The organism is Ruegeria sp. CF3, from assembly GCF_056537365.1.
Map to the genome: position 1 here is coordinate 677,556 of NZ_JBQFRK010000001.1, position 13,279 is coordinate 690,834.

The following is a 13,279-nucleotide window of genomic DNA, read 5'->3' on the forward strand; positions in this document are numbered from 1 at the left end:
GTTCTGTGCCCGGGTTGCCACCGTCTGCCCTCATTCTGATGTGCCGCTTGCGCGGCTTACCGCCATATATCGTGGTCGTTCCCGGGGTCGAACCCGAATGCCACTGTTTGTGTGGCGATATTACATCAGTTTGCGACGGCGTGTCACCTGAATATCGAGGTCAGTAATCTTTTTCCGCAGCGTATTCCGGTTAATCCCCAGGAGATCAGCACATTTTGCCTGATTTCCACCAGTCGCATCCAGCGCGATTTCGATCAACGGTGCCTCGACTTCGCGTAGAATACGTTGATAGAGGCCGGGAGGCGGCAGGATGTTTCCGTGCAGATCAAAATACCGGCGCAGGTGACGACCAACAGAAGATGACAGCTTCTCACGCTCGCCATCACCCAGAACTGGTTCGGCCTCGGGCTGGCTACCCAGCACCATCTCAACTTCGGTGCGCGAGATTTCATCAGATCGGCTGGTTAGACCAAGACGCCGGATCGCATTTTCAAGCTGTCGGACATTGCCGGGCCAGGAATACCGGCGCACCAACTCGACCGCTTCGGGGCTGAGGCGACGCTGCGCGCCGCTTTCCCGCTCCTCCCGCGCCAGAAAGTGATCGGTCAGCAAGGTAATATCATCAACCCGTTCGCGCAACGCAGGCACGTGGATCGTCGCACCGCAGAGACGGTAATAGAGATCTTGCCGCACGCGACCGCTTTCCATCGCGTCGGTCAGATCTGATTGACTTGTGGCCATGAAACGCGGCACGTGATCGCCCGGCGTGTCCATCATGCGCACGATACGGGCCTGAATCTCATCATCAATATCGGCAATTTCATCGATCAGCAGCGTACCACCACGTACGCGCGCCATAACCCGTGCCGGGCCTTCCAAATCGCTCAGATCGGCAGCAGTCACGGTGACAAAGGGCAGTGTCCTTCGGTCAGAGAAATCGTGAATAGCGCGTGCTATCAGAGATTTACCCGTCCCACTTTCACCAGAAATCATTACAGACAGATCCGTGTTCATCACCCGAGCGACCAGACGATAAAGCGCCTGCATCACCGGGGTGCGCCCGACAAGCGGCAGTTCATCAGGTCGGTCTTCGCTGGCCATCACCGGCTCAGCCTGTACCCGCTGCTTTTGATCCAGCGCCCTCGCGGTGCGCTTCATCAGATCGGGCAAATCGAAAGGCTTTGGCAGATAATCGTAAGCTTCCGCCTCAGCCGCCTGAATGGCTGTCATGATGGTGTTCTGGGCCGAGATCACGATGACCGGCAAACCGGGACGGTCCTGCGCGATCTTTGGCAGCATCTCCAACCCGTTTCCATCCGGCATTACCACATCCGAGATCACAACGTCGCCCTTGCCTTCGGCTACCCAGCGCATCAGCGTGGTCAGCGAAGATGTCGCGTGAACCTTGCACCCCGCCCGCGTCAGGGCCTGTGTAAGAACCGTGCGGATCGTGCGGTCGTCATCGGCAACCAGAACTGTGCCATCCATCAGATGCTCTCCTTTTCATACGCGTCGTTCGGTGCACGCCGCAGGGACAGTCGAAAACTAGTGCGTCCGGGCACAGATTCAGCCGAAATCCAGCCGTCGTGGTCGGAAACGATCTTGCTGACCAGCGCCAGCCCAAGCCCGGTGCCGTTCTCCTTGCCCGACACGAAGGGGTCGAAAATATCCCTGCGAATATTTTCCGGCAGGCCCGGCCCATCATCAATAATCTCGATCTGCAGAGGCAGCGAATGACCCGAACCGTCGCTGCGCCGCAGTCGGAATGAATGCTCAAAATAGGTACGCAGCCGGATTGTACCGTTGCCATCAGCAGCTTCCGAAGCGTTTTTGAGCAAGTTCAGAACCACCTGCAGGAACTGATCCGGGTCCCCATAGGCCAAGGGCAGCGAGGGGTCGTAATCCTCGATAATCGTCATATGCGCGCCAAAACCCAACAGCGCTGACCTGCGCGCGCGATCCAGTACATCGTGGATATTGACCGGTTTGAAATCGGGTTGAGACAGGTTGCCGAACTGTTCTACCTGCTCCAACAACTTCACGATGCGGCGGCTTTCCTCAACGATAAGGTCAGTGAGCTCAAGATCTTGCTGCGAAATATTCATGCTGAGCAATTGCGCCGCACCGGTGATCCCTGCCAAAGGGTTCTTGATCTCATGCGCCAGCATCTCGGCCATACCAATCGCAGACTGCGCTGCCGATTTCACAGTGTTGCCACGGGTCATCCGACCGGCCAGTTCGCGCGGCGAGATGATCATGATCATTGAACCGGGATGCCCCATAAGCGGTGCGATTTGCAGCGCACATTGCAGCGGCGCGCGATTGCCCGACCCAACGTCCACATCGTTCACGAACAGCGGTGTACCTTGTTGACGCGCGCGCAGAAACGCCTCTTCCAACGGCGCGTCAACCGCGAGTTGATCCCAGACCGGGAGTCCAATCACTGCCTTGCGGGAGGCGTTCAGAAACCCCTCACCCGAGGAGTTGACGTCCGATATCCGATCTTCGGCATCGATAATGAACGCCGGAACCGGAAGCGAGGTCCAGATGCTCTGGTCAGAGGTCATGCTGCTGCCTCCGCCGTGCCACTAAGCGCATCTGCCAAAAGCCGTAACACCTCATTGGTGTCGCGGGATGTCAGGACAGCCCGCCGCAAGGTGGCGGGTGTTCCGGCCTCATCCATGTACCAACCGAGATGTTTGCGTGCGACGCGCAGGCCCAGATCGGTACCGTAGAACTCCAGCATCGCCAGATAGTGGCCACGCACCATCTCGATCAGTTCAGTGCCCGTGGGAATGGTTGGCGAAGCAGCGCCATAGAGATCATGGCAAATCTGCGCCAGCAGCCAGGGCTTGCCCTGCGCCCCACGACCTATCATGACGCCATCGGCCCCGGACTGATTCAGCGCGATTTGCGCGGCCTCGGTATCGACGATGTCACCGTTTGCGATGACAGGGATCGAGACGGCTTCTTTCACCGCCCGGATCGCCCGCCAATCTGCCCGGCCTTTATAGAATTGACAGCGCGTACGCCCATGGATGGTCACCATCCGGATGCCTGCGTCCTGCGCCCGCCGCGCCACATCCGGTGCGTTCAACAGATTGTCATCCCAGCCTAGCCGCGTTTTCAGCGTAACAGGCACATCAACTGCACCCACAACGGCCTCGATCAGCGTCAGTGCATGGTCCGGAGTTTTCAACAAAGCCGAACCGGAATAGCCATTGGTTACCTTCTTTGCTGGGCAACCCATATTGATATCGATCACGCGCGCGCCCCGGTCAGCGACTTGCCGGGCGGCCTCGGCCATCCAATGCGCCTCGCGTCCGGCCAGTTGCACAGCGGTGTTTTCCACATCCGCCGACAGCTCGGCCCGTTCACGTACGCCTGGTTTGGCCTGTACCATCTCTTGGCTGGCGACCATTTCGCTGACAACCATCCCCGCGCCGAAGCGCATCACAAGGTCCCTAAAAGGCCGGTCGGTGATTCCGGCCATTGGCGCCAACAGCACCGGAGGGGTCAGATCCTTTTCAGCAAGACGCAGGGCCAATGTGCTTAATCCTTGAGCAGTTGCGCATTTGATATCGAAATTGCGGCATATGAACAATAAAACGGGAGCGTTCAAGCCCGCAAAATCATCATATGCTTATTTTTTAAGCAAATTGACGCGGGTGATTGCCTCTGCATTCACCGCCCCCTAAACAATGCCCCAATCAGGAGACCTTTCAGATGACCACAGCCGCCATCATCGTCGCCGCCGGGCGCGGCCAGCGCGCCGGAGGCGGAGTGCCCAAACAGTGGCGTGCCTTGGCTGGGCGGCGCGTGGCCGATTGGGCGATTGACCGCTTCGAAGGGTTGGTTGATCACGTCGTTTTGGTGCTGGCCGAAGAGGACACAGCCGTTTGGGAAGAATTCAGCGCGACAAACCTGATCCTTGCACCCGGCGGTGCAGACCGCGCCAGATCAGTGCGCAACGGGTTGCAGGCTTTGGAAGCGTACAGCGTTGAAAAGGTTTTGATACATGATGTCGCCCGACCCTGCGTCAGCGCTCGGATAATCGGCGATGTTCTGAAAGCACTCGACACGCATGCGGCAGCTGCTCCGGGCTTGGCCGTCACGGATGCGCTCTGGACAGGCGACGGTTCAGTGGTCACAGGAACGCAGGATCGATCCGGCCTTTACGCTGCGCAGACACCGCAGGGATTTCATTATGGCACAATCACCGCCGCCCATTCAGCCCATCCCGGAGGTGCAGCGGATGATGTAGAAGTCGCGCGCGCTGCGGGAATCGAAGTCGCGATTATTCCGGGCGATGCGGATAACCTGAAAATCACACGGCCCGAGGATTTCGCACGGGCCGAACGTACAATGGGTATGAATATGGATGTAAGGCTGGGCAACGGCTACGACGTGCACCGCTTTGGTGACGGAGATCACGTGATCCTCTGCGGTGTGAAGGTGCCGCACAATCGTGGGCTCCAAGGTCACTCCGATGCAGATGTGGGGATGCACGCGGTCACCGACGCGATCTATGGCGCCCTGGCGCGGGGTGATATCGGACAGCATTTTCCGCCCTCCGATCCGCAGTGGAAAGGTGCAGCAAGTGAAATTTTCCTGCGCCACGCAGTCGAATTGGCTGGGCAGTTGGGCTATGAGATCTCGAATGTCGACTGCACACTGGTCTGCGAATTTCCCAAGATCGGCCCTCATGCCGATACCATGCGTGCCGAAATGGCACGGATCATGGGCTTGCGCACCGATCAGGTCTCGGTCAAGGCCACCACATCCGAACGGCTGGGCTTTACCGGTCGCAGCGAAGGCATTGCCTCGCTCGCAACTGCCTGTCTGGTGAAGTCATGACAGCGGCTCGTCTAATCGGAACCGTCTGCGGCGTCGGTTACCTCCGCCCTGCCCCCGGCACCTGGGGATCGCTGGCTGCTTTGCCGCTGGCGTGGGTTCTGCATACGCTGGGTGGCTTCCCCTTGCTGGTCATCTCAACACTCGCGGTTTTCTTCGGGGGCCTGTGGGCTACGCAAGTGATGACAGCTGGACAAGATGACCACGACCCGTCCGAAATTGTCATTGATGAAGTCGCGGGCCAATTCATCGCGATATGGGCGATTTCCTACCCGTCTTGGGCGCATGGGATCGACATCACAGCGCTCTGGCCCGGCTGGATCGCGGGTTTTCTCTTGTTCCGCCTCTTCGACATTACCAAACCCGGTCCCATTGGCTGGGCCGACCGGCGTGGAGATCCGATGGGTGTCATGCTGGATGATGTGATCGCTGGCGTCTTTGCGGCCATCGGTGTGGTCGTCCTCGCCGGTATCTCACATGGAGTCATGGGTCAATGATCGTTGTCGACCTGCTGGATCGCGCCAAGGCGCAGGGCATGATGATCGCCACTGCTGAAAGCTGTACCGGTGGTATGGTCGCCGCTGCACTGACTGACATCCCCGGCAGCTCTGCCGTGGTTGAGCGCGGCTTTGTCACCTACACCAACACCGCAAAGCAAGAGATGCTGGGCGTGCGCGCCGATACGCTTGAGACGTATGGCGCAGTTTCAGAAGAAGTCGCCCAAGAAATGGCCAATGGCGCCCTGCTGAATTCGCGGGCGCAGCTGGCGGTCTCGATCACCGGCATCGCGGGCCCCGGCGGGTCCGAACACAAACCCGAAGGCCGCGTTTGCTTTGGCCTCGCTGCACAGGGTCAACCGACCCGAACCGAGACCGTGGAATTCGGAGCCCAGGGACGGGATAACGTACGTCGCGCTGCACGGGACCACGCTTTGACCCTTTTGAGCGACGCTCTTGCTGATCTGGCTCAGACCTAAGAAAACGTGCAACCTACAGCGCATCAATTCGAATACTGGGCGCTGAATACAGTTACTGCGCGGCAGCCTACACATTTGTGACGGCAATGGTGGTTGCGCTTCTTACCTCGCCTCGCATACACGTCGAAACCGAGATTGAAGGCACGGTCTTGCCGATTGCGGAAAGCGAGCCCGAGAAATGAGCAGTCAAGCCCACCTTGGCTGCTCTGCCCGCAAGGGCATCAAGCGGACCTCTTGGGGGTCCGCTTTTCTTTTGGCGTGCCCTCTCGACTCTGGGCCGGGGGTCAGGCTATCAGCCTGCGACACCCTTTCAGCCCAGAGGTTTGCGCCATGATCCCCAGTTCCTTCCCCGACAGCACCGAAATCGCCCGCCTGACCGCGCGGATGCTGCTGGAGATCAAAGCCGTACACTTTAATTCCCGCGAACCTTTCACGCTGGCCAGCGGTCTACCAAGCCCGACCTATATCGATTGCCGCAAGCTGATCTCGTACCCGCGCATCCGCTCAACTCTGATGGACTTCCTGACGGTTACCGTGATGCGCGACGCGGGGTTCGAAGCGTTTGACAATATCGCCGGTGGCGAAACAGCGGGTATTCCCTTCGCTGCAATGGTCGCCGAGCGCATGGCACTGCCAATGACCTATGTGCGGAAGAAACCCAAAGGCTACGGCCGGAACGCCCGCATCGAAGGCGCGATGAGCGAGGGTGAGCGGGTACTGCTGGTTGAAGACCTGACCACCGATGGAGGCTCAAAACTGTCCTTTGTCGACGCGATCCGCGAAACCGGTGCGACCTGTGGGCATACGGCTGTGATCTTCTATTATGGTATTTTCCCCGAAACCGAGAAAACGCTGGGCGATCACGGCGTAAAATTGCACTCGCTTTGTACTTGGTGGGATGTTTTGGCGGAAGCCAAAGCGCAAAAGGCCTTTGACGAAGAGACGCTTGATGGCGTCGAGGCCTTCCTGAACGACCCGCGCGGTTGGCAGGACGCACATAAAAGCTGACGTTGCGCAAACTGTTTTCAGAATGGAAACACTGACCGCTGCGTCGATCGCTTCATCCACAAGATGTTGACGCAACCCTGCCTCATCCTTCAATATGATGGGGCAGAGAGATATGCACAGCATATCCCCAGAAAACATACAATTTGCGCCGACTCACAGGGCCGCGCTATGGCCTCTGTCCAGGGGACAAAGAGAACAGCAATGAACGAGATCAGCAGTATCGAGCAGGCCGCCGCACAGATTCAGAACCCAGAAACAATGCCGCACTCCATCGAGGCCGAGCAGCAGCTTCTGGGTGCTATTCTGACGAATAACGATCTGTATGATCGGGTCGCATCGATTATTGGGGCCGAGCATTTCTATGATCCGGTTCATGCGCGCATCTACGAAGTCGCGTCGACCCGTATCGCTAAAAATGCGCTGGCTTCACCCGTCACGCTGAAGTCTTTCATGGCCGAGGATGAGGGCCTGAAGGAACTGGGTGGTCCGGCCTATCTGGTCAAGCTTGCCGGTGCATCGATCAGTGCCTTTGCGGTGCATGACTACGCCCAAATGATCTATGACCTCGCCATTCGGCGCGAGCTGATCCGGCTGGGCCGGGACATTTCAGACAAGGCTGCGAGGGTCGATGTCAGCAGCGAGCCCAAAGAACAAATCGTCGAGGCCGAGCAACAGCTTTATCAGTTATCCGAGCAGGGCCAGACCGAACAGGGTTTTCAATCCTTCCTCAAGGCGGTCACAGAAGCCGTCAACGTCACCAACGAGGCGTACCAACGCGGTGGCGGCATGGCGGGGATTTCCACCGGTCTGGCCGATCTCGACAAGCAATTGGGTGGCCTGCACCCGTCCGACCTGATCATTTTGGCCGGGCGTCCGTCGATGGGTAAGACATCGCTGGCAACAAACGTCGCATTTAACGTGGCCAAGGCCTACAAGCGCGGCACCAAGCCGGACGGCTCTGAAGGTGCGATCGACGGCGGTGTGGTTGGGTTCTTTTCACTCGAAATGAGCGCCGAACAGCTTGCGGGCCGGGTTCTGGCCGAGGCTTCCGAGATCTCCAGTCACAAAATCCGCCAGGGCGACATGACCGAGTCCGAGTTCCGCCGCTTCGTTGACGCCGCGAAAGAACTGGAAGCCTGCCCGCTATTCATCGATGACACCCCCGCCCTGCCGATCTCGCAACTCGCTGCCCGTGCACGGCGGCTGAAGCGGACGCACGGGCTGGATTTGCTGGTGATCGACTACCTTCAGCTCTGCCGCGGAATGGCCGACAACCGCGTCAACGAAATCGCCGAGATTTCGATGGGCATGAAAGCCATCGCCAAGGAACTCAACATCCCGGTCATCGCACTGTCACAGCTCAGCCGACAGGTAGAAAGCCGTGACGACAAACGCCCGCAGCTGTCTGACCTGCGGGAATCGGGCTCGATCGAACAGGATGCCGACGTTGTGATGTTCGTGTTCCGCGAGGAATACTATAAGGAACGCGAAAAACCCGGCGATCACGAGTTGGAAAAGATGGAAGAGTGGAAACAGGCCATGGAGCGCCTGCATGGCAAGGCCGAGGTCATCGTCGGCAAGCAGCGCCACGGCCCCATCGGCACGGTCGAGCTGTCGTTCGAAGCTCAGTTCACCCGATTTGGCAATCTGGTCAAACCTTGGCAACAGGACAGCCAGATCGAGGGCTATTGATCCCTTGACCAGCCCGGTCCGATGTGTACGGATCGGGCTATGCAAGCTTGTCTCAATCCCCTACCCCGGCGCGTGATTCTGGCGCGTCATTTCGGGCATCGCCGCAAACGCTTTGCGGGATAGACCGGGGGCATTTTTGCCCCTGCAATCTTCCCAATATAAGCGAGAGAGACATGACTGAATTCACAGAGATCCCCGTTATTCGTCTGGGTGCACGCCCTGATGAGGAAATCGCGGCCGAGTTTCGTTCGGCCTACGGCACGACTGGTTTCGGCTATATCGAAGATCACGGAATAGACCCGCAGCTGATGCGCGATGTGTTCGAAGCCTCAAAACAGTTTCACGCGCTGCCGCTGGATCAAAAGCTGGCAATCGCAGTCGACCACACGCATCGCGGATACATCGCCATCAACACATCGACAGATGTGAACTCAACACTGGCCGATGTAAAAAAACCCAACCAATCCGCCAGCTTCATGATGATGCGCGAGGATGCTGGCGTTGATCCCGATATCTACCTCTCGGGTCCAAACCGATGGCCTGATCTACCGGATTTTCGCGACACCCTGGAAACCTACGTTAAGGCTATGTCGGCCCTTGGACGTAGATTGATGCATATCGCTCTGATCGCTTGCGAGGCGCAGGATTTCTCGGTCCTTTCCGCGTTTGACGAGCCTACATTCTGGCTGCGTCTGCTTCACTATCCTCCGCAAGCAAAGACCAGCCCCGATGATCTGTTCGGCTCGGCCCCGCACACTGATTTCGGATGCCTAACGCTGCTTGCTCAAGATCAGGTGGGCGGCTTGCAGGTCAAAACATCGTCAGGGCATTGGGTTGACGTTCCGTCCCGTCCCGACGCCTTTGTCGTCAATGTCGGGGATATGCTGCACCGGATGTCGAACGGCCGCCTGCTTTCGACGCCGCATCGGGTCATCAACCATTCTGGCCGTGAACGATATAGCGTTCCGTTCTTCTTTGATCCTCATGTCAGCACAATCATCGAACCTCTACCCGGGACCGGCCAACCTCAGTTTAGCCCCTTATTATTTGCGGATTTCCTGCGTTCCGAGCTGGAAGCGGCCTATGAGGCGCATAAACCCGCCAAGAATTAAGGTGCTCCCCCTTGACCTGGGCCAATCCTATGTGATGAACGGCGTTTATGAGTACCGCACATCTGACGATAAATCTGCACGCGCTCGCCCAGAACTGGCAGGCGCTTGACGCAAAGACCCAGGTTGAAACCGGCGCAGTGGTCAAAGCTGACGCTTACGGGTTAGGTGCCGGTCCGGTCGCCTCTGCGCTGGCTGAGGAAGGCGTTGCAAAATTCTTCGTCGCCGTTGCCGAGGAAGGCGTGGCCGTGCGTGAGGCTGTGGGCCCCGGCCCGCTGGTTGCGGTGTTTTCCGGACATATGGAGGGCGACACGGATCTGCTGCGCCAGCATGATCTGACGCCGTTGATCAACTCGCCCGAACAATTCAAGCGTCATCGTCAGGCCCTGCCCAATCATGGCTTTGGTATCCAGCTCGACAGCGGTATGAATCGCCTTGGGCTTGAGCCTGCGGACTGGGCCGAACTGCGGCACGAAGCTCTTGCCCTGGACCCGCTGGTCGTGATGTCGCATTTGGCCTGCGGGGATGAGCCTGAACACCCTATGAACCGCCAACAGTTGAACACGTTCAAACAGATGACCGATGGCGTCGACGCGCCGCGCTCGCTTGCGGCGACGGGTGGTACTCTGATGGGGCCGGAATTCCACTTTGACTTTTGCCGCCCAGGGATTGGCCTGTACGGCGGGATGCCCTTTGCCGGGGCCAAGCCGGTCGTCACCGTCGATATGCCGGTGATTCAAGTGCGCGACGTCGCCGTGGGCGAGACCGTCGGCTACGGCAACAGCTGGAGCGCGCGCCGCCCGTCGAAGATTGCGACCGTTGCGGCCGGTTATGCCGATGGGCTGCATCGCGCCATTGGGGGCGGCATCGATACATTCGCTGGTGATCAGCCCTGCCCGGTGGTAGGACGTATCTCGATGGACCTGATCACCGTGGATGTGACTGACTTGCCGTACAAACCTGATCGCCTGCGTATCCTGAACGGGCACCAAACCGTCGATGATCTAGCCGAAGCCGCTGGCACCATCGGCTATGAAATTCTGACCTCGCTCGGCAGTCGCTTTTCGCGGGGCTACGTGGAATGAATCCCGTTTCATTGCTGGGTGAGCTGGGGCGTTCTATCCTGACCATGCTCGCCGCGTTTGGCCGCGTCGCGCTGTTCGCGCTCGACGCGGTTTCGCACATTTTTCGACCACCGTTTTATCCGCGCGAGTTCGGAATCGCCCTGCTGAATATCGGCTGGTTGTCCCTGCCCGTGGTCGGCCTGACCGCCATCTTCACCGGCGGCGCGTTGGCGCTGCAGATCTACGCAGGCGGCGCGCGTTTCAACGCCGAGGCCGTGGTGCCCCAGATCGTCGCCATAGGCATGGTGCGAGAGCTTGGCCCGGTGCTGGTCGGCCTGATGATCGCCGCCCGCGTGACGTCTTCGATCGCCGCCGAGATTGCGACGATGAAAGTGACCGAGCAGATCGACGCTCTGGTCACATTGTCCACCCATCCGATGAAATACCTCACCGCCCCACGCGTGCTGGCCGCCCTGATCACGGTTCCAGCGCTGGTCGGGGTCGGAGATATCATCGGCATCGCAGGCGGTTACACCGTCGCGACGCAAAATCTGGGCTTCAACCCGGCAGCCTATCTGAAAAACACCGTCGATTTCCTTGAAACCCGCGACATCGTCTCGTCACTGGTGAAAGGCGCCGCCTTCGGCGTTATCGCCGCCATCATGGGCTGCTACTACGGCATGTCCTCAGGCCGCGGTGCGCAGGGTGTGGGCCGGGCCACCAAAGGCTCGGTCGAGGCTGCAGCCGTGCTGATCCTCGCCGCCAATTTCGTTCTTACAGGGGTGTTCTTCTCGCTATGATCCGGATGGAGAACGTACATAAGGCCTTTGACGACAACCACGTCCTGCAAGGCATGAACCTTGATATTCCCCAGGGCACCTCGATGGTCATCATCGGCGGTTCTGGCACGGGTAAATCCGTGGCGTTGAAATGCATACTCGGCCTGATCAAGCCTGACAGCGGCATGATCTATGTCGACGGCAAGGACGCCCAGAAAGGTGACCGGGATGCGTTTCTGGCGCGTTTCGGCATGTTGTTTCAGGGCGCCGCGCTGTTTGACTCCCTGCCCGTCTGGCAAAACGTCGCCTTCCGCCTGCTGCGCGGTTCACTGAAGCGCCCGGCGGATGAGGCGCGCGAGATCGCCATCGAGAAACTGCGCCGTGTGGGCCTGAAATCCAACGTCGCCGATAGGTTCCCGGCCGAGCTGTCGGGCGGAATGCAAAAACGCGTCGGCCTCGCCCGCGCCATCGCCGCCGAGCCCGAGATCATCTTTTTCGATGAACCCACCACCGGCCTTGACCCGATCATGTCCGGCGTCATCAACGACCTGATCCGCGAAATCGTGACCGAGATGGGCGCCACCGCGATGACCATCACCCACGACATGAGCTCGGTCCGCGCCATTGCCGACAACGTGGCCATGCTGCACGGAGGCGTGATCCAGTGGACCGGCCCGGTCAGCCAGATGGACGCCTCGGGCGATCCCTATGTGGAGCAGTTCATCAGCGGGAGTGCAGAGGGGCCGATTGAGGCAGTGCGCTAATCTTTCTCACTCACTAGCCAGTTTTTCGCGCTTGCGACAACCTCATCTGGAAGCAATTCGGCTTTTCGAGATTCGAGATTCAACAAGACGCATTTGAACACTGTTGAGAATACAGTTTTTCTGTCAGCAGAGCGCAGCAATCTGTGTCGGAAGGTGACCGACTTCCCGCCTATCTCGAGTACCTCACTCTCCATCTGAATAGCCTCCCCCGCTCGAAGTTCGGCGAGGAAACTACTCTCCGCATGTACCACCGCAAATGATAGCTTCCGTCCCGAACGCATATCGTCTGCGTTCAATCCCATCTCCGATTGGATAGCAAACACCGAATCTGAGCAAGCCGCAAAGTACCGCGAGACATTCATATGCCCCAGAAAATCGCAATCCGAAGGATCAACAATTGACTTGAAAGCCACAAAAGCTGGCATCTGACGTCTCCCAATGACAAAAACGAGTTTGAATTCTTGAATTAAGCTAACACATAACTGAAACGCGTCGCCCGATAGGCGGCGGAACACCTAATAAGTACATATGACCCTCCGCCTCGCCACTCTCTCACTCCTGATCCTCTACCCCATCGCGTGGTTCGCCCCGCTGATGCGCGCAGGGCTCTTGCCGATCTTCGGTCTCAGCGAAATAAGCGTCATCACCGGGCTCCAGTCCTTGTGGAAGTCCGACATCTTCCTCGCGTTGATCGTTACCGTCTTCGCCCTCTTCGCGCCCTACGTCAAAACCATCGGGACCGCGCTGATCCAATGGAACCTGCTGGACCCGCGCGTCCAACCCGCGCTCAACATCCTCGGCAAGTTGGCGATGGCCGATATCTTCCTCATCGCGCTTTACATCACACTGGCCAAAGGCATCTCATACGCAACCATCGAAACCGCATGGGGTCTCTACCTGTTTACCGGCTGCATTCTGGCTTCACTTGCACTGGGCCATATTACAGAGATGACATTTGGATCACGAAAACCTCAGACCTAATTGATTGAAAACAGATTTCTGAGTATCATCTTAATATTTCGAGCAGTAAATT

At 58.4% G+C, this 13,279-nt stretch carries 14 protein-coding genes; 10 read left to right on the forward strand and 4 right to left on the reverse strand.

Annotated features, from left to right (window positions below; genetic code table 11):
• Positions 1–120: 120 nt before the first annotated feature.
• Genes ACR0KC_RS03415 through dusB form a run of 3 tightly spaced genes read right to left on the reverse strand, consistent with a single transcriptional unit; the run spans position 121 to position 3,547 of the window.
• Positions 121–1,488 (reverse strand): sigma-54-dependent transcriptional regulator, encoded by a 1,368-nt coding sequence (locus tag ACR0KC_RS03415; RefSeq protein ID WP_170396851.1) that lies wholly within the window; start codon positions 1,486–1,488, stop codon positions 121–123.
• Entirely contained in the window at positions 1,488–2,567 is a 1,080-nt protein-coding gene (locus ACR0KC_RS03420; RefSeq protein WP_480771480.1) for a two-component system sensor histidine kinase NtrB, read from the reverse strand. The genes ACR0KC_RS03415 and ACR0KC_RS03420 overlap by 1 nt, the downstream gene beginning before the upstream one ends.
• Positions 2,564–3,547 (reverse strand): tRNA dihydrouridine synthase DusB, encoded by a 984-nt coding sequence (gene dusB, locus ACR0KC_RS03425; RefSeq protein ID WP_480704971.1) that lies wholly within the window; start codon positions 3,545–3,547, stop codon positions 2,564–2,566. The genes ACR0KC_RS03420 and dusB overlap by 4 nt, the downstream gene beginning before the upstream one ends.
• 179 nt (positions 3,548–3,726) lie before the next feature.
• Between dusB and ACR0KC_RS03430 the strand changes: the two genes are divergently transcribed.
• The 9 genes from ACR0KC_RS03430 (at position 3,727) to ACR0KC_RS03470 (ending at position 12,246) form a co-directional block, all read left to right on the forward strand.
• A complete protein-coding gene (locus ACR0KC_RS03430) occupies positions 3,727–4,857 on the forward strand; it encodes a bifunctional 2-C-methyl-D-erythritol 4-phosphate cytidylyltransferase/2-C-methyl-D-erythritol 2,4-cyclodiphosphate synthase (protein WP_170662706.1) in 1,131 nt (376 codons plus the stop codon).
• Complete coding sequence (locus ACR0KC_RS03435; RefSeq protein WP_170406118.1) at positions 4,854–5,351, forward strand: phosphatidylglycerophosphatase A family protein; 498 nt, start codon at positions 4,854–4,856, stop codon at positions 5,349–5,351. The genes ACR0KC_RS03430 and ACR0KC_RS03435 overlap by 4 nt, the downstream gene beginning before the upstream one ends.
• Positions 5,348–5,830 (forward strand): CinA family protein, encoded by a 483-nt coding sequence (locus ACR0KC_RS03440; RefSeq protein WP_170662710.1) that lies wholly within the window; start codon positions 5,348–5,350, stop codon positions 5,828–5,830. The genes ACR0KC_RS03435 and ACR0KC_RS03440 overlap by 4 nt, the downstream gene beginning before the upstream one ends.
• A 330-nt stretch (positions 5,831–6,160) precedes the next feature.
• Positions 6,161–6,838, forward strand: a complete 678-nt coding sequence (locus tag ACR0KC_RS03445) for an orotate phosphoribosyltransferase (RefSeq protein ID WP_170406124.1) — start codon at positions 6,161–6,163, stop codon at positions 6,836–6,838.
• 201 nt (positions 6,839–7,039) lie between these two features.
• Entirely contained in the window at positions 7,040–8,530 is a 1,491-nt protein-coding gene (locus ACR0KC_RS03450) for a replicative DNA helicase (RefSeq protein ID WP_170421945.1), read from the forward strand.
• Between the two features lie 173 nt (positions 8,531–8,703).
• Positions 8,704–9,642: an isopenicillin N synthase family dioxygenase gene (locus tag ACR0KC_RS03455; RefSeq protein WP_480704974.1), complete on the forward strand. Its 939-nt coding sequence runs from the start codon at positions 8,704–8,706 to the stop codon at positions 9,640–9,642.
• A gap of 47 nt (positions 9,643–9,689) precedes the next feature.
• Positions 9,690–10,724, forward strand: coding sequence for an alanine racemase (alr, locus tag ACR0KC_RS03460; RefSeq protein WP_480771481.1), 1,035 nt, complete (start codon positions 9,690–9,692; stop codon positions 10,722–10,724).
• The gene (locus ACR0KC_RS03465) at positions 10,721–11,503 is read left to right on the forward strand and encodes an MlaE family ABC transporter permease (RefSeq protein WP_480613397.1); all 783 of its coding nucleotides are present in this window, start codon (positions 10,721–10,723) and stop codon (positions 11,501–11,503) included. Before alr ends, ACR0KC_RS03465 begins: the two co-directional genes overlap by 4 nt.
• The gene (locus ACR0KC_RS03470; RefSeq protein ID WP_480590171.1) at positions 11,500–12,246 is read left to right on the forward strand and encodes an ABC transporter ATP-binding protein; all 747 of its coding nucleotides are present in this window, start codon (positions 11,500–11,502) and stop codon (positions 12,244–12,246) included. The genes ACR0KC_RS03465 and ACR0KC_RS03470 overlap by 4 nt, the downstream gene beginning before the upstream one ends.
• On the opposite strand, the gene ACR0KC_RS03475 is transcribed toward ACR0KC_RS03470, so the two are convergent.
• The gene (locus ACR0KC_RS03475) at positions 12,243–12,671 is read right to left on the reverse strand and encodes a thioesterase family protein (RefSeq protein ID WP_170470693.1); all 429 of its coding nucleotides are present in this window, start codon (positions 12,669–12,671) and stop codon (positions 12,243–12,245) included. The two genes, ACR0KC_RS03470 and ACR0KC_RS03475, sit on opposite strands and share 4 nt — an antisense overlap.
• Before the next feature lie 103 nt (positions 12,672–12,774).
• Here ACR0KC_RS03475 and ACR0KC_RS03480 point away from each other — a divergent pair, with 103 nt between their 5' ends.
• Positions 12,775–13,227: a paraquat-inducible protein A gene (locus tag ACR0KC_RS03480; protein WP_170396825.1), complete on the forward strand. Its 453-nt coding sequence runs from the start codon at positions 12,775–12,777 to the stop codon at positions 13,225–13,227.
• Positions 13,228–13,279 lie beyond the last annotated feature (52 nt).

Coding starts and splice junctions, on each gene's coding strand:
- ACR0KC_RS03415 (WP_170396851.1), bottom strand. CDS start 1,488: ATGGATGGCACAGTTCTGGTTGCCGATGACGACCGCACGATCCGCACG.
- ACR0KC_RS03420 (WP_480771480.1), bottom strand. CDS start 2,567: ATGACCTCTGACCAGAGCATCTGGACCTCGCTTCCGGTTCCGGCGTTC.
- ACR0KC_RS03430 (WP_170662706.1), top strand. CDS start 3,727: ATGACCACAGCCGCCATCATCGTCGCCGCCGGGCGCGGCCAGCGCGCC.
- ACR0KC_RS03435 (WP_170406118.1), top strand. CDS start 4,854: ATGACAGCGGCTCGTCTAATCGGAACCGTCTGCGGCGTCGGTTACCTC.
- ACR0KC_RS03440 (WP_170662710.1), top strand. CDS start 5,348: ATGATCGTTGTCGACCTGCTGGATCGCGCCAAGGCGCAGGGCATGATG.
- ACR0KC_RS03445 (WP_170406124.1), top strand. CDS start 6,161: ATGATCCCCAGTTCCTTCCCCGACAGCACCGAAATCGCCCGCCTGACC.
- ACR0KC_RS03450 (WP_170421945.1), top strand. CDS start 7,040: ATGAACGAGATCAGCAGTATCGAGCAGGCCGCCGCACAGATTCAGAAC.
- ACR0KC_RS03455 (WP_480704974.1), top strand. CDS start 8,704: ATGACTGAATTCACAGAGATCCCCGTTATTCGTCTGGGTGCACGCCCT.
- alr (WP_480771481.1), top strand. CDS start 9,690: ATGAGTACCGCACATCTGACGATAAATCTGCACGCGCTCGCCCAGAAC.
- ACR0KC_RS03465 (WP_480613397.1), top strand. CDS start 10,721: ATGAATCCCGTTTCATTGCTGGGTGAGCTGGGGCGTTCTATCCTGACC.
- ACR0KC_RS03470 (WP_480590171.1), top strand. CDS start 11,500: ATGATCCGGATGGAGAACGTACATAAGGCCTTTGACGACAACCACGTC.
- ACR0KC_RS03475 (WP_170470693.1), bottom strand. CDS start 12,671: ATGCCAGCTTTTGTGGCTTTCAAGTCAATTGTTGATCCTTCGGATTGC.
- ACR0KC_RS03480 (WP_170396825.1), top strand. CDS start 12,775: ATGACCCTCCGCCTCGCCACTCTCTCACTCCTGATCCTCTACCCCATC.